The sequence below is a fragment of the Natronolimnohabitans sp. A-GB9 genome (genome assembly GCF_030848565.1).
In the GTDB taxonomy this organism is placed as follows: Archaea; Halobacteriota; Halobacteria; order Halobacteriales; family Natrialbaceae; genus Natronolimnohabitans.
The window spans coordinates 137,469-159,628 of the sequence record NZ_JAVDDV010000005.1 but is presented as its reverse complement, the minus strand read 5'-3'; the positions used below and the strand labels follow the sequence as shown (position 1 = coordinate 159,628).

At 64.1% G+C, this 22,160-nt stretch carries 20 protein-coding genes; 11 read left to right on the top strand and 9 right to left on the bottom strand.

Annotation, left to right across the window (positions count from 1 at the left end; all coding sequences use genetic code 11):
• Positions 1–169: 169 nt before the first annotated feature.
• From hisH to RBH26_RS08825, 3 genes are all read left to right on the top strand, one after another.
• Positions 170–829 (top strand): imidazole glycerol phosphate synthase subunit HisH, encoded by a 660-nt coding sequence (gene hisH / locus RBH26_RS08835; RefSeq protein WP_306757845.1) that lies wholly within the window; start codon positions 170–172, stop codon positions 827–829.
• Between the two features lie 1,169 nt (positions 830–1,998).
• A complete protein-coding gene (locus RBH26_RS08830; RefSeq protein WP_306757844.1) occupies positions 1,999–3,198 on the top strand; it encodes an orc1/cdc6 family replication initiation protein in 1,200 nt (399 codons plus the stop codon).
• A 247-nt stretch (positions 3,199–3,445) separates the two neighbouring features.
• Positions 3,446–4,279, top strand: coding sequence for a hypothetical protein (locus RBH26_RS08825; RefSeq protein ID WP_306757843.1), 834 nt, complete (start codon positions 3,446–3,448; stop codon positions 4,277–4,279).
• A 210-nt stretch (positions 4,280–4,489) separates the two neighbouring features.
• On the opposite strand, the gene RBH26_RS08820 is transcribed toward RBH26_RS08825, so the two are convergent.
• A complete protein-coding gene (locus tag RBH26_RS08820; protein ID WP_306757842.1) occupies positions 4,490–4,846 on the bottom strand; it encodes a hypothetical protein in 357 nt (118 codons plus the stop codon).
• A gap of 93 nt (positions 4,847–4,939) precedes the next feature.
• Between RBH26_RS08820 and RBH26_RS08815 the strand changes: the two genes are divergently transcribed.
• Positions 4,940–6,061, top strand: coding sequence for a tRNA (guanine(26)-N(2))-dimethyltransferase (locus RBH26_RS08815; protein WP_306757841.1), 1,122 nt, complete (start codon positions 4,940–4,942; stop codon positions 6,059–6,061).
• 279 nt (positions 6,062–6,340) lie between these two features.
• Entirely contained in the window at positions 6,341–7,657 is a 1,317-nt protein-coding gene (locus tag RBH26_RS08810; protein ID WP_306757840.1) for a YihY/virulence factor BrkB family protein, read from the top strand.
• A gap of 131 nt (positions 7,658–7,788) precedes the next feature.
• Here RBH26_RS08810 and RBH26_RS08805 read toward each other — a convergent pair whose 3' ends face one another.
• Positions 7,789–8,586 (bottom strand): alpha/beta hydrolase, encoded by a 798-nt coding sequence (locus RBH26_RS08805; protein ID WP_306757839.1) that lies wholly within the window; start codon positions 8,584–8,586, stop codon positions 7,789–7,791.
• A 130-nt stretch (positions 8,587–8,716) separates the two neighbouring features.
• Here RBH26_RS08805 and RBH26_RS08800 point away from each other — a divergent pair, with 130 nt between their 5' ends.
• Positions 8,717–9,547, top strand: a complete 831-nt coding sequence (locus tag RBH26_RS08800; RefSeq protein WP_306757838.1) for a DUF2250 domain-containing protein — start codon at positions 8,717–8,719, stop codon at positions 9,545–9,547.
• Here the strand turns inward: RBH26_RS08800 and RBH26_RS08795 are convergent.
• From RBH26_RS08795 to RBH26_RS08780, 4 genes are all read right to left on the bottom strand, one after another.
• On the bottom strand, positions 9,544–10,176 hold the full coding sequence (locus RBH26_RS08795) for a hypothetical protein (protein ID WP_306757837.1): 633 nt from the start codon (positions 10,174–10,176) through the stop codon (positions 9,544–9,546). The genes RBH26_RS08800 and RBH26_RS08795 overlap by 4 nt on opposite strands.
• A gap of 94 nt (positions 10,177–10,270) precedes the next feature.
• Positions 10,271–10,621, bottom strand: a complete 351-nt coding sequence (locus RBH26_RS08790) for a hypothetical protein (protein ID WP_306757836.1) — start codon at positions 10,619–10,621, stop codon at positions 10,271–10,273.
• A gap of 82 nt (positions 10,622–10,703) precedes the next feature.
• Positions 10,704–11,717, bottom strand: a complete 1,014-nt coding sequence (locus RBH26_RS08785; RefSeq protein ID WP_306757835.1) for a single-stranded DNA-binding protein — start codon at positions 11,715–11,717, stop codon at positions 10,704–10,706.
• A 193-nt stretch (positions 11,718–11,910) separates the two neighbouring features.
• Complete coding sequence (locus RBH26_RS08780; protein ID WP_306757989.1) at positions 11,911–12,900, bottom strand: EamA family transporter; 990 nt, start codon at positions 12,898–12,900, stop codon at positions 11,911–11,913.
• Positions 12,901–13,160: 260 nt separating this feature from the next.
• Between RBH26_RS08780 and RBH26_RS08775 the strand changes: the two genes are divergently transcribed.
• Entirely contained in the window at positions 13,161–13,958 is a 798-nt protein-coding gene (locus tag RBH26_RS08775; protein ID WP_306757834.1) for a helix-turn-helix domain-containing protein, read from the top strand.
• A 31-nt stretch (positions 13,959–13,989) separates the two neighbouring features.
• Here RBH26_RS08775 and RBH26_RS08770 read toward each other — a convergent pair whose 3' ends face one another.
• Complete coding sequence (locus RBH26_RS08770; protein ID WP_306757833.1) at positions 13,990–15,567, bottom strand: HTTM domain-containing protein; 1,578 nt, start codon at positions 15,565–15,567, stop codon at positions 13,990–13,992.
• A 343-nt stretch (positions 15,568–15,910) separates the two neighbouring features.
• Positions 15,911–16,429, bottom strand: coding sequence for a hypothetical protein (locus tag RBH26_RS08765; protein WP_306757832.1), 519 nt, complete (start codon positions 16,427–16,429; stop codon positions 15,911–15,913).
• Between the two features lie 226 nt (positions 16,430–16,655).
• Here RBH26_RS08765 and RBH26_RS08760 point away from each other — a divergent pair, with 226 nt between their 5' ends.
• Both RBH26_RS08760 and RBH26_RS08755 read left to right on the top strand, forming a co-directional pair.
• Entirely contained in the window at positions 16,656–17,615 is a 960-nt protein-coding gene (locus RBH26_RS08760; protein ID WP_306757831.1) for a hypothetical protein, read from the top strand.
• Between the two features lie 67 nt (positions 17,616–17,682).
• A complete protein-coding gene (locus RBH26_RS08755; protein ID WP_306757830.1) occupies positions 17,683–17,829 on the top strand; it encodes a hypothetical protein in 147 nt (48 codons plus the stop codon).
• A gap of 69 nt (positions 17,830–17,898) precedes the next feature.
• On the opposite strand, the gene RBH26_RS08750 is transcribed toward RBH26_RS08755, so the two are convergent.
• Positions 17,899–18,723, bottom strand: coding sequence for a hypothetical protein (locus RBH26_RS08750; protein WP_306757829.1), 825 nt, complete (start codon positions 18,721–18,723; stop codon positions 17,899–17,901).
• Positions 18,724–19,017: 294 nt separating this feature from the next.
• Here RBH26_RS08750 and RBH26_RS08745 point away from each other — a divergent pair, with 294 nt between their 5' ends.
• Positions 19,018–21,000 (top strand): FAD-dependent oxidoreductase, encoded by a 1,983-nt coding sequence (locus RBH26_RS08745; RefSeq protein WP_306757828.1) that lies wholly within the window; start codon positions 19,018–19,020, stop codon positions 20,998–21,000.
• A gap of 221 nt (positions 21,001–21,221) precedes the next feature.
• Positions 21,222–22,145 (top strand): CBS domain-containing protein, encoded by a 924-nt coding sequence (locus tag RBH26_RS08740; protein WP_306757827.1) that lies wholly within the window; start codon positions 21,222–21,224, stop codon positions 22,143–22,145.
• Positions 22,146–22,160: the final 15 nt, after the last annotated feature.

Genomic DNA, 22,160 nt, shown 5'->3' with positions numbered 1-22,160 from the left:
TGGCCCGAGTCGACCGGACGACTCGAGTTCGTCGGACGCTGTGACTCCGACTCGGTCTCTCGCTTGCGGTCGTTCCCTCGAGTGCGTGACTCGATGCCGATACCGGGGGATCGAAATCGAGCATTGCTCGAATGGTAATTGACTTCAAGGCGCCGCACCCATGGCCGGTATGAGCACCGTTTCGTCTTCCAGCGATCAATCCCTCGCATCCGTCGTCGTCGTCGACTACGGACTGGGGAACCTGCGTAGCGTCACCCGTGGCCTCGAACGTGCCGGCGCGGACGTCGAGATCACCGACGATCCAGCGGCCTTCGCGTCGGCCGACGGCGTCGTCCTCCCGGGCGTCGGCGCGTTCCGCGAAGGCGTCGAGAACGCCGATCCGATCCGCGAGGATTTACTCGAGGTCGCCGAGAGCGGGACGCCGCTCTTTGGCATCTGTCTCGGGATGCAGATGCTACTGACGACCAGCGAGGAGGGGGAAAACGACGGCGAGTCGGCCGTCCAGGGCCTGGATCTGATCCCGGGAACCAACGTCCGGTTCGCCGAGGGCCAGAAGGTTCCTCACATGGGCTGGAACGAACTGGACGTCCGTCGTGACCACCCCCTCGTGGAGGGTATCGACGGTCGATACGCCTACTTCGTCCACTCCTACTACGCCAGACCTGACGATGGGAACGCGACGGTCGCGACGACGGACTACGAACTCGAGTTCCCCTCGATCGTCGCCAACGAGGAGGGAACTGTTTTCGGGACGCAGTTCCATCCGGAGAAAAGCGGCGAGACGGGACTTCAGATCCTGCGGAACTTCGTCGAGATCTGCGCCGAGTAGCCACGACCCGCGACCGATCGTGGGATCGTGCTGTCCGACAGTATGAGTCGACTCGAGTGGAGAGACACACCCCTCGTTGCCGCTGTATGGGTTCGGGAGAGTGGCTGTACTGAGAGAAATTCGGGAATCCGTCTATAGTGACTCTCCGGCAGGTTGTCGACTTTCGATCGAGAGGATCTTTGATCGATATCCATAAATACTAGTTCTGTGTGAAAGTCCATTGAGTGTATTGAACGCAATAGCGTTCAATCGGTATTGAACGCGGCGTCGCCGCTCGAGACGAATCGGACCCAGACGAACCGGACTCTCAGGTCCGTCTGGCTTTTTCGGTTCGCCATCGTTGTGTTACTCTCGGACCGTGCTTCCGTTCCCTGTTGTGCTACTCTCGGACCGTTCTCGAGCGTGTTTCCTCGGCCACTCCGCTGTTTCGGATCGTCGTGTGCTTCGGTCGCTGCCGATGTACGCCTTGGTTTCGGAATCTCGAGTCAGTTTTCGGTCGCTCGGGTGGGCCCTTCGGTGAGGTTTTGGTCGCTCGGGTGGGCCCTTCGGTGAGGTTTTGGTCGCTCGGGCGGCCCCTTCAGTGATCACGATCGTGCCGTCGGCTGCCCGAACGTACCCTCGTTTCGAGTCGACCACCACCCATCCATCGTTACAGCGGCAACGCGGGGTGTGTGTGTCCCCGATACAGCGGCACCGAGGGGTGGAGACCGACGGGATCAATTCCTATAGAAACTCTTTTCAATCAATACAGCGGAAATACGGTACCTGCCCTACTGCCGGGACGGCTCGAGAACATCCGGCCGATGGCTCGAGCACGGTCTTCTCCCGGTTTACAGCGATCGAGACGAGACGTCCCGTTCCCGCGTGTCGCTTCGATCGGCTGGCTTCTGTCGCCTGCAGGGCCATCCGCTCTTGACTGCCACCGCCCCGCTATACAGCGGCATTCCGGGGTCCGATGGCAGCTATACAGCGGCACTCCGGGGTTAGCCGTTCACCGACGACGGCGGTGACTATACAGCGGCACCGAGGGGTGTGAATGCGTCTATACAGCGGAACTAAGGGGTGCGTACTAGGGCTTTCAGACACTCTTTCCTGAGAACTCGAGTTATACAGCGGCAGCGCGGTTCCGAACGTTTAAGCTATCGTAGTGTGACGTCACCGATACCTGAATGTCGGATTCGATGGACTACTTCGGAAGCGAGAACGAGATCTTCCGGAACAAGGAACTCCTGCAGGTCTCGCACCTCCCCGACGGCGATCGGATCATCGGCCGTGAGGACGAACTGACGAACCTCGCGAACGCGATCAAACCCGCGACGCGGGGGAACACGCCGAACAACGTCCTCGTCTACGGGAAGACGGGAACCGGCAAATCGCTGTGTTCGAAGTTCATCACGAATCAGGCCGTCGAACGGGCAAAGGGCAACGACGTCTCGATCGGCGTCGCCTACGTCGACTGTCTCCAGGAGTCGACCGAAACACAGGCCGTCCAGTCCGCCGGCCACCAGCTCAACGACCAACCCGAGACCGACATTTCGATCCCCCACTCGGGGCTGAGCACGTCCGAGTACTATCGTCGGCTCTGGCGGATCATCGACACTCGATACGACGTCGCCCTGATCATCTTAGACGAGGTGGACAAGATCGAGGACGACGACATCCTGATGCAGCTCTCGCGGGCGGTCGAATCCGGCAAGCTCACCTCGAGTACGGTCGGCGTCATCGGCATCTCGAACAAGGTCCGGTACAAGGACTCACTGGACGAACGCATCAAGTCGAGTCTCTGTGAGCGGGAGTACGTCTTCTCACCGTACGACGCGACTCAAATCCGTGAAATCCTGCGTTCGCGGTCGGACGCGTTCCACGAAGGCGTCCTCGAGGACGGCGTCGTCCCCCGAGTGGCCGCACTGGCGGCTCGCGAACACGGCGACGCTCGCAAGGCGATCGATATCCTCCGGTTCGCCGGCGAGATCGCCGAGGAGAACGACTTAGAGACCGTCACGGAGGACTGCGTCGACCAGGCCCACGAACGCGAGGAGACCAGCCGACTGGCAGAACTGATCTCCAAGAGCCCGAGTCACGCGAAACTCGTCCTCGAGGCGATGGCCCTTCTGACTCAGCAGAAAGGCGGTGACGACGTGCCCGTCACGACCAACGAGGCTTACGACCTCTACAAGCGCCTCTGTGAGCGCGACCAGTCCGACCATCTCAAGCTCCGTCGGGTCCGGGATATCCTCTCGGAACTCGAGTTTCTCTCGATTATCGATCAGGAGCGCAAGTGGGCCGGCAAGGGGAAGGGCAACTACATGGAAAACCGGCTGATCGACGATCCGGAGGTCATCATCGCGGCCTGTAACGAGTCCGAGTGAGCCTGTACCGCGATCCCCACAGTTATCCCCGAGACGGTGGGTCGAACCGACCCGCACGACAGGATTCGACCCAGCAGTGCAGGCCTGGAATGCCACTAGTACCGTTCCAACCGTCGACTGATGGGTCGAATCGGACGACACCGCAGGATTCGACCTATCAGTGCAGGCGTGGACCGCCACTAGTCCCGACTTCGGTGTTCGGAACGTCACGTCAGGCTTTATCACTCCCACTCACGCAGTCGATAGCATGTACGGCATCCTCACCGACGATCCCGAGCTGGCCCGAACCGGCCCGGGCGAGGTCACACACTTCTTCGCCGAGTACGTCGATGGAACGCGCAACGAACCACTCGAGGGGGCGATCAGCTCCGTTTCGTGTTGGGGGGATACGAAAACGGTTCGCGACGAACCCGGCCGGGCCGCCGTCGCGGCCGACGGAACCCGTGCCACGCCCGACGCCGAGGGCCACCACTGGGGGACGGTCTGCCCGACAGATCCCGACTACCGCGCCGCTGTCCTCGAGCGGATCGAGCGTCTCGGCGCCACAGGTGACGTCCGGCTCACGACGCTTGGCTTCCCCGGGGCGTCGTTCTGTCACTGCGATCGGTGCGACCGCGAGTTCGAGGCGAGCGATGCCACGGACCGCACTGCCTGGCGGACCGACGTCATCACTGACTTCGTCGCCGACGCGGCAGCACGCGTCTCGGGTGAGCTGCTAGCAACTCTGTATCCGGACCCCTATCCCGGGAACCTCCGCGAACGCGCCGGGCTCGATCCCGAGGCGCTTACACCCCACGTCTCCGAGTTCGTCGTCCCGCTCTGTGGCGCCGGCTACGGGACGACCTACTGGGTGGAGTCGCTTGCTCGCGGTTTCGCCCGCGAACTCGAGGATCTCGACGCGACGTTTGCGATCCAGCTCTCGACGACCGACGTCGATCCCGACCGACTCGCGGGGCTGACGCGTCAACTCGACTCGCATGCAGACACGATCGTCTACGGGACCTATCCGGAGACCGAAGCCGTCGTGAGAGACGTGATTCGCAGCGTCGGCGAGACCGAGGCGCCGACGCCATCCGCCTGAGTACCGTTCCACCCGTCGACTGATGGGTCGAATCGGACGACACCGCAGGATTCGACCCATCAGTGCAGGCGTGGACCGCCACTAAGACTGTCGAACAGAACGATTAGAACGATTAGAACGATTCAACGGGCGCTCGCGATACGACGTCACAGCGACCGACACCACATATTAGCCCCAGTCGAGCGTTTTCGAGGGGCTGGTACCCAGCGCCTACAGAAATTCTCGAACCTCGGAGTACCACATGTCGTGGTAGTCGACGTGGCCAACTCGACGCGCGATCGCGACGGCAAGCGAGTGCCAGCAGCGATCGGTCGGGTCGTCGGCATCTAAGTTGTACTCGCTGTCCTTGCAGGTACAGCCGCCATCCTCGACGATGTACTCGTCCTCGTAGCCGACGACGATCGTGAAATCGCGGTAAGCCTTCACCCGCCCTTCGCCGACGGCTTCGATCGCGCGGACGCCGCGGTCGCCGTGGATCCGAGTGATCCGGTCGACGATCTCGGGTGTGAGTTCGCCCGACTCCTCGAGAGCTGCCTGCCATCGCTCGACTGGGTTGGCCTCCGGCACGACCGAAACTGTGGTCCGGACTGTAAAATCGGTTTGGTTGTCCGTCGTCCGAGACCACGCTGCTTTTCGCACTGCCCCGCCGAGACGTCCCGTATGCGTGTCACCGAGGGCGGCGTCGAACTCGAGGTCCCCGGCGAGCAGACCGAGGGTATCGAGGAGACGGTGTTTTACAACCCCCGTCAAGAGTTGAACCGGGATCTGACGATCGCGACGCTGCGGGCCTTCCGCGATCGCGAGGAGCGGGCCGAGACGTATCTGGACGCGATGACGGCAAGCGGTGTTCGGGGGATCCGTGCGGCCGCCGACGGCTGGGACGTAACCTGCTGTGATCTCGAGGGCGAGGCCGTCGACCTCGCTCGACAAAACCTCGAGCGAAACGACCTCGCTGAGAACGCACGCGTCGAACACCGAAACGTCAACGCCCTCATGCACGACGAGGCGTTCGACGTCATCGACCTCGATCCGTACGGGAGTCCGATGCCCTTCGCCGACGCGGCCTTCGCCCGCTGTCGGGATCTGCTCTGTGTGACGGCGACCGACACCGCGCCGTTGTGTGGTGCTCACTTCAACAGCGGCGTCCGATCCTACAGCGCCGTCCCACGAAACACCGACTACCATCCCGAGATGGGTGTTCGGATCCTCATCTCCGCGCTCGCCCGCAGCGGGGCCCGCTTCGACGTCGGCGTCGAACCGATCTTCACGCACGCGACCAGCCACTACGTTCGAACCTACCTCGAGCTCGACCGGAAAGCGAGTGCAGCCGACGCGGCGATCGACGAACTGGGCCACATCTATCACTGTGAGGATTGTCTCTACCGCGAGGCCGACCCCGGACTGGTCGCCGACCCGCTCGAGTCCTGTCCCCACTGTGGCGGACAGCGCCTGCTTACGGCTGGCCCCGTCTGGCTCGGATCGATTCAGGACCCAGCGTTCGTCGCCGCCGTTCGCGAGGAACTCCCCGAGGAGTTCGGGACCACTGAGACGGCCCGCGAACTCTGTACGACACTCGAGAACGAACTCGACGTGCCGACCCACTACGACCAGCACAAACTCTGTAAGAACTGGGGACTGCCCGCGAACGCGATGGACGAGTTCCTCGCCGATCTCCGGACGGCTGGCTATGCGGCCTCGCCGGCTCACTACGGCGGAACGACGTTCAAGACGGACGCAAGCGTCGACGAGATTCGCGCGGCGACCGAGGAGAGCCTGGACTGATACTACCGGACAGCAGTTAGTACACACCCGATCGTGTCTCGACGCCTGTCGTCTCGCGACGGTGTCTCGAGTACGATCGGTGTGTGCATCGTGTTGTCCGGCAGTATGAGACAGACCGCGAGACTCGGTTCCGTCCGAGTTACCGGTACTGTCGGGCGATTCGCAGACAAACAGACGACGCCTCGAGCGAACGACGTGGAACTCACCGATGGCCCCTTTTTGAACCCTGGCCCGTGCCACAGAATCGCCTATACTGCTGGCCATCGACAATTACGAGACGTGACCGACCGCCGTCCGAGTCTCGAGTTCGCGACCGACGTTGTTCGGCTCGCACGCACCGAACAGTTAACGCTGCTGGCGGCTGGCGTCGCCTTCTATGGCTTTCTCTCGCTGGTCCCGATCCTGTTGCTCGCGCTGGGGATCGCCGCCTCGCTCGGTGGCGAGGCACTGGCCGACCAGCTCACGGCCGCCGCCAGTGGCATCCTCACGCCGTCTGCTCAGGAACTGCTCGCCGAGACGGTACTGGACGAGACCGGCCGTCAGAGCGCGACCGTCGTCGGCGCGTTCGGCCTCCTGTGGGGCTCGAGTCGGGTTCTCCGGGGACTCGACCGGGCGTTCTCACAGATCTACGGCACTGCAGCATCGAAGTCGTTTCTCGACTCCGTCTGGGACGCGACGATCGTCTTTCTCGTGATCACGTTCGGGCTCATCCTCGTCGCGGTCCTCGAGGCCATGATCCGGCTCGTCCCGTTTCTGGGGGTGTCCGTCGTCGGTCCGATTCTCGTCGTGCTCGGCCTAGTCGTGACCTTTCTGCCGCTGTACGTCGTCTTTCCGGATTCAGACGTCAGGATTCGGGAGGCACTTCCGGGAACGATCGTCGCCGCCGTCGGCTGGTTCGCTCTGAGCCGGACGTTCACGATCTACGCCCAGTTTGCGACTGAGCAAGTCGTCTACGGTGCACTCGGGGCCGTCTTCCTCGTGCTCGTCTGGCTGTACGTCGGCGCGATCATCCTCGTTTTCGGCGCCGTCCTCAACGCCGTCATCGCCGACCGTGAACTGGATCGGCAGCTACAAAGTCCCGGCGCTCGACAGATCCCAACAGAAGCGATGACCGACGACGCCACGGGTGCCGACGAGGGGGCGACGGAGGACCGCGAAGGGATGGGCGCAGCGACCGCTGAGTCGACCTCGAGCGCTCGCCGAAGCGCCCGCACGCGGGACCGATCGGACGATCCCGAAGCGCTTCGCGAGGAGATCGAGCGGCTTCGCGATCGAGTCGAGTCGTTCGAGGACGACGTCGAGCGCCGAACTGTCAGGAAAGAATCCCTCGAGAGCGAACTCAAGCGATACGTTCGCCGTCGACTCCGCCGCGGCCACGCCCGCGACTGGGGACCGTATCTCGTCTTGCTCTACGGGACCGCGATGTCGATCGCGGCGTTTTACTTCCTGTCGGGCGGCTGGGCGATTCTCGCGATGTTCGTCGTCTGGACCTCGACGCTGGGCGTCTACGCGCTGATGGTGCTGTTTGGCTTCGGGATTTCGATGCTCGGCGTTCCTGGCCGCGTGCGCGATATGATCGGTGAACGCCGCTCCTGAACCGGCGATCACCGCTCTGTCGCGACCGTTCCTCGTCTCCCTTTCAAAACGAGAGAGTCCCCGTCACCGTCGGGCGACGCCCGACTGCCTGAGGGTTCTTCGACCCCTCTCCGTTCACGCCGGGGAGGCTGTCACTGCAGTTGCTCGACCCGTCGTCGGATGAAGTTGTGAACGCGACTCGTGTACGTCTGTGGTCGGTGTAAGTTACAGATGTGGCCGACGTCGGCCAACACCTCGATACGACCGTCGACGGCCGCTGCCGCGTGTTTCCTCTCGCCTCGGCGCATGATCTTGTCGTGTTCGCCGTTGAGGATCAGCGTCGACCCGGAATACGTCGAGAGCTTGGCCCGAAAATCCTCGTCTCTGATGTCGGGGTCTGCACGTCCGAACTCGCGTGGGTAGATCCCGGCGTCGATGATCGCCGCTTCGACGTCTTCTGGCAGATCCCGATTGCGGACCCACCGGTAGCCGAGTCGCTCGACTGCTCGACAGCCGACGTCGGGTTTCGTCGCGAGTCTGGAGAGACCACCGACCGCGCGTGTCAGCATCGCCATGCCGCCGACCGGGTTCGCACTACACCCGGTCAACACCAGCCCGTCGACCTCCTCGGGGTTGCGATAGGCGTACTCCGTTGCGACGTACCCTCCGAGCGAGAGCCCAACCAGCACGGCGCTGCCGTCCGTGTACTCGTCGATCACGCTCTCGAGGAGGTCGATCGCGGGATCCATCCGGAACGTCTCGTGGCTGCGGACGCCGTGTCCGGGTAGGTCCGGTGCAACGACGCGATACTCGTTTTCCAGTCCCGCCAGTTGCGGGAGCCACAGCTTGCGCGTAAACATCGCGCCGTGAACGAATACGATCGCCTGGCCGTCTTCGGGGCCGGCGACGTCGATACCCGAACGTCCGCTGTCGACACCGAGTCGTTCCATAGCTGGCGTATCACGAGCGTCGACTTAGTTGTCTGGCCGGAACACACAGCGACTCGGGGTTGCTGCCGTCCTGTCGGCTCGCGACCGGTAACCGGTACCGGTATCCTTTCCGCTACCCTACTGTCGACCGATGGTCGTCTCACGGGCAGCGATCGAACGACTGCGGACCGAGGCCGATACCATTTTCACGCGTCTCGAGCGGGTAACCAAGGCCTTAGAGCGGGCTCGCTCGGAGGCCGGCGACCACTGGGAGCAACGGGAGCTCGAACTCGACCTCGAGACGCCGACCGGAGAGACGATCGCGGTGACGCTCGATCTCGACTGCAGTGCAGCCGAAAACGCCCAACAGCGGTACGAACGGGCGAGTGAACTCGAGTCGAAGCTCGCACAGCGAGAGGCCGTCGCGGGAAAGCTGGCGCCGATTCCCGCAGCGCCACTTGCCTATCTCGTCCTCCATCACCTCGCGGCGACCGACGGCGACGGCTCGCGGTCGATGGCGGGCGACCTCGACGCCGACCACGACCGCGTCGCCGACTGCTGTGCCGAACTCGTCTCGAGCGGTCATCTCGAGGTCGATCGCGAAGCGACGCCGACCACCTACCGGCTCACCGACGACGGCCGTGCGATCCGCTCGTTTCTCGAGGAGCGCGAGGGGAAACTGACCTTCCTGCGGTGGCTCGACGACCCGCGAACGCTCGCCCGCCGGATCTCACGTGGCGGGCCGGACTATCCGCGGATGACCGCCAACGAACTCGGGATGGAGCTGACACACGTCCGTCACTGCTATCGGTCGATGGCGGAGATCGACCTCGTCGAAACCTACGACGGCTCGATCATCAAAGGGACCGAGCGAAAGCTCAAGCCGAAAGACGAGACACACCGAAAACACACCTACTACGTGACGACCGACGTCGCCGATCGGCTCCTGCGCGAACTCGACGATGACGATCGTGACGGTTAGCGTTCCTCGCTGTCGTCACACTCGCCCGACTCCGTCTCGTCCCCGAAGTCGGTCAGTCGCTCCTGTTCGGGACCGTCCTCGAGGTCCGTCTCGCGTGTGTCCTCGCTCGTCGGTTCGCCGTCTGCTGACTCCGGGTCGGTGATGGCGTCGGGATCGACTGCGGCGTTGGTCGGCTCGTAGTCCTCGTTGGGATCGATTGCGGCGTTGGTCGGCTCGTAGTCTTCGTCGGGGTCGACGGAGATCCCGGTTCGAACGCCGGGCTCTCGGTCCCCGATCAACTCGGTGGGATCAGCCTCGAGGCCACGCTTTCGCTCCGTTCCGGTGTCGTCGCCCCGGGCCCGTGCCGTCGGATCGGCTTCGGCGCCACTGTCCTCTTTGTCTTCTACCGGGAGAGTCCCCTCGAGGCGGACGGCCTCGTCGGTGATCTCCCGGATCGATTCCGCCTCGAGCGGCCGTGTCACGTCGGCGACACCCTCCCAGCCGATCGAGGATTTCACGGAGTCGACCGCGTCGACGGTCGGTCTGACGTGGGCGCGGTCCCCATCGACCGAGGCGACGACGCCGACTTCCTCGCCGTTACCGTTCTCGACGGGCTTGCCGACATCGTCATCAGTAAACATTGCACACATGCGTGAATATAACAAGGAACCGTGTAAAGCCAGTGGTGCCTGCAGTCGTCAGGGAAACGTCGTTGTCGCCGACACCGACGTATCTCCACCGTCGTTACCGATCGGGCTGTGGACTGCCGGGTTCGTCCGCCGTGTCTCGGCCCGACTCCGACTCGGTCTCGGTCTCCCGATCCGGTTCAGGCCGCGTGTCCGTCGCGCCGTCGCGAGAGAACCCTTCTTCCAGGTGGACTCTCGTCTCGGTGATCGCGTCGACGGCGTCGGCATCGAGGGTGAACGGGTCGTCGATCTCCGCCCAGCCGAACCGAGCCTTGATCGTATCGACGACGTCGGGCGCGGGCTCGACTCTGGCGCGGTTCCCTTCGACGGATCCGATGGTCCCGATAACCTTCCCGTCGGCCCGCTCGACGGGTTTGTCGATATCCTCGTCGCTGAAGGTCGCACACATGCGTAAATCTCGCAGTGCGGGCTGAAAACGTGTTGTGCCTGCACTGGCCGCGTCTTCGAAAGACTGGACGTACGAAACGCGATCAGTCGATCGGAAACCGCAACAGCGCTCCGATGCCATCGAACGCCGTCGCGAACCAGCTTCCGTCGGGGAAGTCGTCCGGAACGACGACTGTCTCACCACCCTGCCGTTCGGTCCGCTCACCGAACTTCTGGAGCGTGTCGCCTTCGAGGGCTGTCGAGAGCAACAGCGTCTCGACCGCGTCGAACTCGAGGGCGTCGTCGACGTCGTCGCGGCCGTACACGACGGGCTCGTCGTCGTCACCGACGCGGTCGAAAAACGCCTCGAGAGACTCCCGTACCCGCTCGCGGTCGCGCTCTTCGATCGCCTCCTGACCCGTCTCGGCGAGTTGCTCGAGACCCTGCTGGGTAGCGTACTCGACGGCGAACTCACCGACGATGCGGTCCTCGAGTCGGTGGTCGAGGTCGGCCTCCTCGCGAAACGTCTCGACCGCTCCCGTCGTTCCGCCCAGGAGAACGCTGTCGACGGGTTCGTCGCCGAGGAAGCTCCGTTCGGCCGACTGGCCGCCGGCGCTCGATTTCCCGGGGACGTCGCTCTCGAGCGTGTCGGTCGGCTCGACGCCCTCGTCGTCGAGGACGCCCAGCGCGGCACCGCCGCGTTCGACGACCAGCAGGCCGTGTGTCGATTCGGGTTCGGTGACGTCCTCGAGGGGCTCGAGGTCGAACTCGTTTCCGTGGCGGTAGATCGACTCCTCGATCGGGACGGGAAGGTCGTCGAAGACGGCCGTCACGAGGTCGCCGTCGGGTGCGCCGGCGTAGATCGCCAGGCCGTTGTCGGGAATCTCCTCGTACTCGTGTAACTCACTGCGGACGGTCTCTACGGCGTCCGTCAGCGGTTCGGGAAACGACTGTTCGTCGGGCTGGCTCGCCTCCGCGTAGTCGGTCTCGACGGGCTGGCGGGCCTCGCCGATGCTCTGTTCCGGTGGCACGGCCAGAGAAACGAGGATGTCGCGGTCGGCGGCCGCAGACGAGAGGCGATCGAGGCGTTCGTGGAGGTCGTAGGATGCGAGTGACATGGTATCGTCCTCGAAACGCGAGTGCCGACCTGACGGCAATCGAACCCGGCGCGGCCGCGGTCGGCGGCTATCCGTGGTAGGGAGAGTGTCCGGTTGAGCGATCTGCTGGCGCACTCATGCAGACGGGGGCTCGAGAACGTGCTCTCGGTAGTTCCGTTCGTAGGACCGTGAACAGGACGGTGAGGAGAAGTCCTCAGTCGGAGCGGTAGCCACGTGGTTCTTCGGTGACCGCCGTTCCGTCGTCACGGTTCGACGTGTCAGTCGGCCACTCGGGGAGCAGCTTCGAGAGCGCGATCGACTCGCTGCCGAGCACGGCGAAGCCGGCAAAGATCGTCAGGAAGCCGACGACCGCAAGCGGCGCGATCGACTCGCCCAGCAGGACTGCACCGCCAAGCGTCGAGACGACCGGCACGACATAGAAGATCAGGTTCGCCTGGATCGCACCCGTCGACTCGAGCAGGCCGAAGTAGGCGATGTACGCGAGGACGCCGGCGACGACGCTGACGTACGCCAGCGCGAGCAGTGCCTCCGGGGTCCACGCGATCGTGCTCGCCGACTCGCCGGCCGACCAGGACAGCCCGTGGCTGAGCGCCGCTGCGATGGGGAGTCCCCACGCGACACGGACCGTACTCGAGAGCGTCGCCCGGGCGTTCACACGGCGGATGAGGACGGCCCCGAGCGCGGCGCTTACGGCGCCAGCAAAGAGGATCGCGCGGCCGAGAGCGTCGCCGCCGACCAGCATCGCGGGGTCGGGACTGACCACGAGCGCGACGCCGACGAGTCCGAGGACCATCCCGACGGCGCCGCGACTCGAGAGACGTTCGTTCGAGAGCAGTATCGCGGCGAACACGGGCGTCAGGATCGGATTGAGACTGAAGACGATCGCACCGACGGCGCTGGTGGCGTACTGCTGGCCGACGAAGATGAGCGCGTTCGCCAACCCGATCGCGAGCCCGCCGGTCGCGAGGATCCCGACGACGTCGGCCCGCGTCCGTGGACGGACCTCCTCGCGAGAGGCGGTGACCGCGAGGTAGCCGAGCATAATCAGCGCCGCGACGTCGAACCGGAGCGCGACGAACAACAGCGGCGGGAAGTACTCGAGTCCGGCCTTCGCGGCGACGAACGTCCCTCCAAAGAAGAGACTCGAGAGGACGAAGAAGGCGATCGTGCGACGGTCCATCAGGGTCTCACCTCGTCCGAGCGTACGAACGGCGGCGCCGATCGGAACGCGACCGGCGTGGAGGGAGTAGACGTCATCTTAGTTCGACGTAGGGACTCTACGGCCTTAGTTCAATTCAGAAAATATTTCATAGCAAGAAACTCGATGAAGCCGGGTTCGAGACGGCACGTCGGGAAACACCTGAACCGTCGGCGGCGACCGTCGACCCATGAAAGCATTTCACGGTACGAAAACACTATGAGACGAGGGCCGAAATCTCCGGTATGGAATCGGCACTCGAGGAGATCGAGTTCCTCGCGCTCTCGGCCAACCGCGTCGAGGTACTCGAGTTGCTCGCCGAAGACGGACACACCCGGACCGAGCTCGCGGCCGCGACGGGCGCCTCGCAGGCGACCCTGGGACGGATTCTCAGCGATTTTCAGGAGCGTTCGTGGATCCGCCGTGACGGCAGTCAGTACGTCGCGACCGCGACGGGGCAACTCGTCGCGTCGGGCTTTACGGATCTCAAAGACATCGTCGAGACCGAGCGTCGGCTCCGGGAGGTCGTCGACTACCTCCCGACGACAGAACTGAGCTTCGATCTCCGGCGGCTGGCCGACGCGACGATCACGACGCCGAGCCAGACTCGACCGAACGCGCCACTATCCCGGCTGCTCGAGTTACTCTCCAACGCCGACGACGTTCGGACGGTCTCGCATGCCTTCAACGAACAGACGGTGTCGATCGTTCAGGAGCGTACGACAGCCGGCGAGCAGACGTTTCGGGGCGTCTTCTCACGACCCGCGATCGAAGCACTGATCGACGACCCGGAGCTTCGGGACCGACTCGAGGCCCTGCTGTCGACCGACGAGGCGGCGATCAGGGTCCGCGACGGTGCGGTTCCCCTCGCAGTCATGCTCATCGACGACGTCGTCTACCTGCTCGTCCGCGACGAACAGGGTGTCCTGCGTGCCTCGATCGACACCGACGATGCAGCCGTTCGTTCGTGGGCCCGCGAGACGATCGACGACTACTGGTCGAACGCCGCTACCCTCGAGGCGGCGGGGTTCTCTCTCGAGTGACTGCTGATCGACTGCACGGTAGCAATCCGTATCAGCGCGTTGGCGGCTCGATATCGGTCGGCTCACGATCGCCACAGCCGTGTCGGTGGATTCGGAACGCGTCCCTGTCGCGATCAGCCGGGTCGTCGATCGTCTCCCGTGTGACGTCCTCCTCGACGACGTACATGTTGACGTGGGTGAGTTCGTCGTCGCGGTCGGTATTCCACTCGGCACAGACGTGTTCGGCCAGACGCTCCGGCGTGGCCGGTGGGTCCCCTGTGCGGACGCTGTTCATGTAGAACCGCTCCCGATACGTCTCGTACTGGGTCTGGAGTTCGGCTGCTGGTCTGTCGTACGTGAGCGGCCGCTCGTTGTAGACGTCGATTCGCTCGCCGCTTTCGGTTCGTGCCGGGAAGACGTAGTAGCGATCCGTCGTCCGGGGCGTCGGCGCGAAGATACTCCATTCGGTCTGGTGGTCGACGAAGCCGACAGCGCCCTGCTGGGCCGTCGCCGCCGGATCGACGTCGTCGGCGACGAGCCCGCCGGCCGAAAGCACCGCGACGAGGGCGAACACGGTAAAGAGCGCGAGGCCGGCCGCCAGCGCGGTCCGACGTGGGTTTCCTGAGAGTCGACCGACGATTCCCTCTACGGGTTGGCGCTGCGGAAAGTAGGTTGCGACCGCCTGGAGTCGCGAGAGTCGCGTCGCCACCCCAGCGACCGGAACTCCGAGCCGTTTTAGCAGGCCCCGGAGGCCGTCCCAGAACGGCGCCTGGAGAAACAAGAGCAGACCGGCGATGGCGACGAACGCGAACGCGCCGATGCGGACGGTGACGGCAAAGGAGAGGTGAGCGAAAAGAAACGGTGCCACGAGCGCCGTTCGCAGCCGCCCACGCACCAGCAGGAGAACCCACGCGAACGCGAGCATGTAGTACCACGCCAACCCGCCGACCTCGAGCAGCGTCGGCGCCGACCTGACGACGTCGGCGAGCAGGAAGGTCATGTCGTCGAGTCCGAGCACCAGCGCGGCCGCCTCGCCGCTCGTCCACAGCTCCGATTCGGACTTGTGGTAGCCGTTGACGACGTACATCGTGACCATCTGGCCGAGGATCAGCGCCGAAGCAACGCCGGCGACGCTTTGTCGAGGCTCGCGGTCGACGTGGACGGCATCGACCGACCAGCGCTCGCCAAGCGGGAGGAAGATCGCCCAGAACAGGAGCCACGCGAACAGCGTGTCGGCGTAGCTCAACACGAGTGGGTTTCGCAGATCGAGCGAAAGGACGAACACCAGCGAGAGGGCGGTCGCGATGCGGGTCCGATAGCCGATCAGCAACTGAACGGCGATCAATCCATGGAGAACGAACAGCGCCGCAGTGCCGACGGGACTTCCCGTGAGAAAGTACACCGACGCCTCGACGGGAAGAGCGTCCATCGCGAGTGATCGCGGGACGACCCCCTGGTCGGTGTAGAAGTACGAGAAGTTCCGCGCTCGGAGGAACAGATCCGCGAGGATGAGCACTGCGGCGACGATCCGAAAGACGGCCAGCGCCCGCGTATCGATCCGCAGACACTCCCGAAGATACGATCGGCAGCGTCCCACATCTCGTCGATCGACACTCGAGGCAGACCCCATCCTTTGGAGGTCCTTACAGCGTTAGTATATGTTTTCCCATACGGAGCGTCCGTATCGCCCGACCGATCGAACGAAGTATCATCGGTGCTGTCGAACGGCGGCGACCGAGTGTGGCCACTCGGCCTCGAGAGCGCCAGCGCCGGTTCGATCCGCGCTCAGTTCGCTCGTATCCAGTCTTCTTCTTTGTCCATCTCGAGGTGCCACTCCTCGAGTGATACGGATTGCTGTACCGATGTACCGGCGTAACCGCCGCTCGAGTCGGTCGGGGACCGCGTCGTCGACGTCGACGACGGCTGCCGGGTCGATTCCGTCGGACTGACAGCTGTGACGACAAGAGACCGTATCAGTCGTCGCGGGATTCGTATCTGGCGTCGGTCCAGATTTCGTCGGCGTTTTGGTGCTCGAAGTAGATCCGAATGCGGTCGATAACCGACTCTCGAACACGTCGCTCCCACTCTTCGAGGGCGGTCTCGTGGTATTCGTCGACGACGTCCTCGTCGACGTCGTCGCCGTGATCTTCCCGGACCGCCGCCCGTGCTTCCTCTCGTGTCGGGACCGTGAGATGCGTTTCGTTCGGGTGGACACCGTCGTCGTTGCGGACGAACGTAGCCGGCTCGAGGTGTAGCGGTTCGGGCTCCTGGTCCGGCGGGTACCGTTTCGGTCCTTCCTGGACGTATGGCTCGGCACGGACTTCCTCTTCGAAGGGGGGCACGAGACGAAGGACGTGGGTGCACAACGGATTCCCTTCCTCGTGGTTTCGTTTGAACGCCTCGACGACGTCGTTCGGATCGACCACGACGGTTTCGATCTCCGTCGCTGGATGCCCCGATAGCGTCTCGTCGGTGGTGGGAGCGTCTCGCATGTCTCGTCTACTGGCGCTCCGTTCAGTTAACGTTGCACGATTACCGCCCTCGATACTCGATCGGGCGGGCGTCGACTGGTACGGACTGCTGTCCCGAGTTCCCAGGCGCGTGTGGAACCGCTCCGCATCACGGCGCGCCGACACGTTCGTCGTCGCCGGACGATTTCGCCGCTCGCCCGTCAGAACGTTTCTTCCGCTGTGCTTCGTTCGGATAGCGTTAATCAGATTGACCTGGACGGCTGTAAAGGTCCAGTATGCAGTTTCGGGTGCGGCACAGGGAGCGGCAAGCGGTATCGTCCAGCGACAATCGGTTTCCGTCAGCCAGGTACAACACGCCGCCCTCGGGGCTGCGCGAGGCGCCGTCCAGATCCAGGAGGTCGAGGTCCGACAGGCCCAGTACGTCGCGTTCGGTGCCTCGAGTGGCGTGGTCAGACAGGAACAACGAGTGACCGTTCGCCAGGTCCAGCGAGCGGCCAAAGGCGCGTGTCGGTCGGTCGACCGACTGGTCCAGGAACAGACGGTCGAGATCGACCAGCTCCAGGCGATCGTCGAACACGCAGGATCGGAGACGCTGCGCTACGCAGCCGAGGCCGGCACCGACGATGAAGACGAGCTGGAACAACAGGCGTTGATGTCCGTCACAAGGGCTGCTGAAGAACCCGAGGAGGTGGACGAGCCCGACGACCGGCCGGAGGACCTCGACGACCTCGAGGAAGCCGACCCCGATGAGGCGCCAGAAGCAGACGACCTCGACGAGAACGACGTCGATCCCGACACCGACCCGGTGGACGAGGACGCAGACGCATCCGACGAATCGGACGACCTCGAGGAAGATCCGGAGACGGACGTGGACGACCCCGACTCCGAAGACGACGCCGAGATAGCGGACGATGACGGACTCGAGACGGCGGAAGACGACGGCCCCGATGATCGCCCGGAGACAGGGGACGATGGCTCCGACGGAGATTTCGATGCAGACGGTGGATTCGAAGACGAGGGTAGTCCGGAACCCGGACCCGAACCGGCACCGGAGTCTGGCTCAGAAGCTGAACCTGGACCGGAGTCCGGCCCCGGCCCGGCACCGGAGCCCGACTCTGATCCTGGACCCGGACCGGAATCCGGCCCCGATTCGGCACCGGAACCCGATCCAGCGCCCGAATCCAATGGTGGAGCACCGGACCAATGACCGGGACGAGAACCGACGCCGATCGGAACGACCCACGATCATCACGACGATCGATACTCGATCACGAATGAACCTCCTCGAGCCGCTCACCGAACTGGTCGACGATAGCGACGTCACGCTCTACGAGTGTCGCAGTTGCGGGACGACGCTCTCGGCGGACACTGAGGAGTGTCGCCAGTGTGGATCGACCGAGATCGCCCACTACGAGTGGTAGCTCGCGGATAGTGCTCGAATCGGGTCTCGAGACCGGCTCCCGTTCACCGAACCGCCGTTTGCCGGTGGGCTACTCCAACACGGCCGAGAGGTTCTCGTGCCAAAGACACGGTCGGAAGAGGACGTCGTAGCCGGTCCGGTCTCTGACGTTCGAGAGTCCGTCACGGAACCGCTCCCACTCCTCGTCCGTCAGATCGACGTCGTCACCCGTCCCCATCACACCCGTGTTCTCGGGGTCGTCATCGTGACAGAGAGCGAGGTGTGCGATCTCGTGGAAGACGAGTCGCGCTTCCTCGAGGGGATCGTCCCGTTCCGCAACGACCGCACGGTTGCCGACGCTGAAGCCGTTGACGTAGCCGTCGATGCCGCTACCGGTTGTGTCCATCCAGTGACTGTAGATACGGCCCTCGACACCTGGCTTTGAAACCCCCGGGACGACCACCAGTTGTAGCGCGACGTTCTTGAGATCCGATTCGATCTCCCCGGCGTAGAAACTCCGCCGTCCCCACAGCAGGTCTTTGACCGCCGTCCCATACCGCTCCGTGACTTCCTCGAGGTCGTACCGCCGGGGATAGTCAAGCCACTGTGCGTGGATCCCACGTGCCCGACACTGTTCGACGATCGTCCGCTTCGTGCTCGGAACGAGTTGCGTTTCGCCGACGTATCTGACGTCGAGGAGGAGGTCGCGACGGCCGACCTCGAGTCCCGAAAACTGCTCGGCGCCGAAGATCGACTCGAGTCGGCGGTGAAACGCGGCCGATCGTTTCGTTCGGTCGGGGATTCCGTCGCCGTCGCTGTCCTCGGCGCTCGCTCGAACGTGACCGACGATCGAGACGCTTCCGGCAGCGCCGGCCGACAGGAGAAGCGATCGGCGGGTCCGAGGTCCGTCGGCCATTGCGTCAGCGATCGATGTGAACGGAGCACCATTACCCTGTACCTGTAATGAGACGTGCTTCATACGGCCTGAGAGAGTGGTGGAAACGGATCCGAACCGATCGATATTCCTCGAGTACGGTGAATACCGGGTGAAGTACCGCGGGTACGGTGGCCCGGGGCACTCTGCCTGCTCTTGATGTAGAATATGCTATCGGATACTACTCGAAAGGTGGAACATCACGAACATTTATGCCGGCGCCGGTGGACGGTAGCCCACTGTTTGCCCTCTCCGTTTCCAGTGCCTATGTCACCAATGAGTTCCGAATTCCCACACCTGTTCGACCCCGGATGTATCGGTCCCATCGAACTCCGAAACCGCCTCGTTATGGCGCCGATGGGGACGAATTACGCCACCGCCACCGGCGAAGTTACCGACCGGCTTCTCGACTACTATGCCGAACGCGCGGCCGGCGGAACCGGCCTCATCACCGTTGGTACTGCGGCCGTCGAGCATCCGCGGGGACGCGCTATCGTCAACCAGCTATCGATAGCCGACAACAGCCGCGTCCCGGGACTCTCGAAGCTCGCGCGGCGCATCCAACAACACGGAGCGAAGGCGTTCGTGCAGCTCCACCACGCCGGCGGCGGCACCACAGTAAAGAAAACCGGCGGGGCCCGACCGGTGGTGAGTTCGAGGGCCGAGAACGCGTACAACGCCCGGAACCCGCGGGTTTTGGAAACCGAAGACGTCGAATCGTTGGTGGAACGGTTCGTGGATGCCGCGAAACGCGCACAGAAGGCGGGATTCGACGGGGTAGAACTGCACGGCTCACACGGCTACCTCATCCAGGAGTTCATGTCGCCACGGAACAACCGACGGGACGACAGATACGGTGGCGACTTCGACGCTCGGATGCGATTTCCGACGGAGATCGTCGACGGTATCCGTGACGCGATCGGCGACGACCTCGCGTTGTCGTTCCGGTTGAGCGCCGAGGAGTTCGTCGACGGCGGCTACGAGCTCGAGGAGGCCACGCAGATGGCCGAAGTGCTCGCCGCGGCCGGCGTCGACGTCCTCGACGTCACGGTTGGCGCCTATGGCGCGCCGACCCGGACCCTCGAACCGATGGGGTACGAGGAAGCCTGGCGCTCTCACTACGCTGCAGCGATCGGTGACGCCGTCGACGTCCCCACCATCACTGTCGGTGTCGTCCGCCAGCCGGAGACGGCCGAAGCAGTACTCGCCGAGGGCGACGCCGACTTCGTTGCTCTCGGCCGCGGTCACATCGCTGACCCACACTTCGCGCGCAAGGCTCGGGACGGACGCATGGAGGAGATCAACCGGTGTATCGGCTGCAACATCGGCTGTATCGGCGAGGGTATCTTCGCCGACAGGGAGATGGGCTGTACGGTCAACCCGACGGTGGGCCGCGAGCGGGAGTTCGCCACCCTCGGGCCCGCACCGGAGCGCCAGCGGGTACTCGTCGTCGGCGCCGGCCCGGCCGGGCTCCAGGCGGCTATCCGAAGCGCCGACCGGGGTCACGACGTCACGCTGTACGACGCGGCCGAGGAGGTGGGTGGCCAGCTCCATCTCGCGGCTGCTCCGCCGCGAAAAGGGAAAAACGGATGGTACCTCGAGTACCTCGAGACGCAACTCGACCGTCGGCCGGTCGAGGTTCGACTCGGAGAGCGCGTCGACCGATCGACGGTCGAGGCGGTCGAGCCCGACGCTGTCGTCGTTGCGACCGGCGCCAAGCCCCGCAGGATCGACGTTCCAGGGATCGACGCAGATCACGTCGTCCAGTCGTGGGACATCATCGACGGGTCGGTACCGGTCGGTGACGAATCGGTCGTCGTCATCGGTGGGGGCGACGTAGGCTGTGACACCGCCGGTTTCCTGGCCGAACGGGGCTGTGAGGTCACCGTGGTCGAGCAGGCCGACCGGATCGCTCCGGACAAAGAACAGATCAGTCGCATCGATATGCTCGACGCCCTCGAGTCGAACGACCGTATCGCGCTCGTCACGGGTGAGACGGTGACGGCCATCGAGGAGGATGCCGTGATCACCACCGACGCCGACGGTGGGGCGACGACACACGAGGCCGACCGAGTGGTGCTCGCGGTAGGACACGAGCCGAACGACGACCTCGCCGACGAACTCGATGCGTACCCCGCGTCGGTCTACGTCGTCGGCGACGCCCGGGAGTCTCGAGACATCTATCGTGCGACCCTCGACGGCACCGAGGCCAGCATCTCGATCGGCGATCCGTATCGGACCTTCAGCCCGCAACTGTAGCCTGTCTCCGATCGTGGCCGAATCCCGATTCTCGATCGTCGAGAGCCGAGCGGCCGTTCCGACGGTCTCCTGTCGTCACGTCCCACCGATCGCCGTCCTCGTCCTGGCCATCGACGGCCACTAGGTACAGCAGTCCGTACCGTGCCGGACCAGCCCACGATTCCATGGCGCTGAAAACCGGGTCGCCATACTATGATCGGCGGCAGCGTACGTGTCGGTCCATGTCGTATCCGATCCGCGTCGCAGACGTCATGAGTACGCCGGTGGTCACGGCTGCGCCGAACGAGACGGTCGCCGACGCCGCGGGGACATTCCTCGAGGAGGGAATCAACTCAGTCGTGATCGTCGAGGACGACGAGGTCGTCGGTATCGTCACCGGAACGGATCTCGTCCGGGCGCTCGACCGAAGCGAATCGCCGCGTGATAAGTCGTTAACGGACGTCATGTCGACGCCGGTTGCCACGACCGATCCGGCTGCTGAACTCAAAGACGCCCTCGAGACGATGCACGACCAGAGGGTGGCGCGGCTGGTCGTCGTCGAGAACGGCAGTCTCGTCGGCCTGGTAAGCACCGACGACGTGATTCGGTACGCCCCACAGGTCTTCCACCGGGATGCACTCGCCGTCGAATCCGAGCCGACGCCGCAGTATCACGCCAGACAGGAGACCGAGTACGAACACTCCGACTGGACGTTCGAGTGCTCGACGGTCTCCCGCGACCATCTAAGTGTAGGCGATCGGGCTGAGTTCTCGAAGACAATCTCCGAGGCGGACGTACGGTCGTTTGCGACGGCGTCGGGTGACACCAACCGTCTCCACCTCGACGAGAGCTACGCTCGCGAGACGCGCTTCGGTCAGCGGATCGCTCACGGAACGCTCGTAAGCGGGCTCATCAGCGCCGCCCTCGCCAGGCTCCCGGGAGTGACCATCTACGTCTCCCAGGATCTGTCGTTCCTGGGACCGATCGGTGTCGGAGAGCGTGTCACGGCAGTCTGTGTGATCGTCGGCGAGATCGGTGACCGGAAGTTCGAACTGACGACCGACGTCCTCAACGCGGACGGAGAGCGGGTCATCGAGGGTGAGGCGACGGTGCTGGTCGACGAGCCACCCGAGACGGCGACCATCGAGGTCGAAGCGATCGCCTAGCGAGACTGGTGGCAT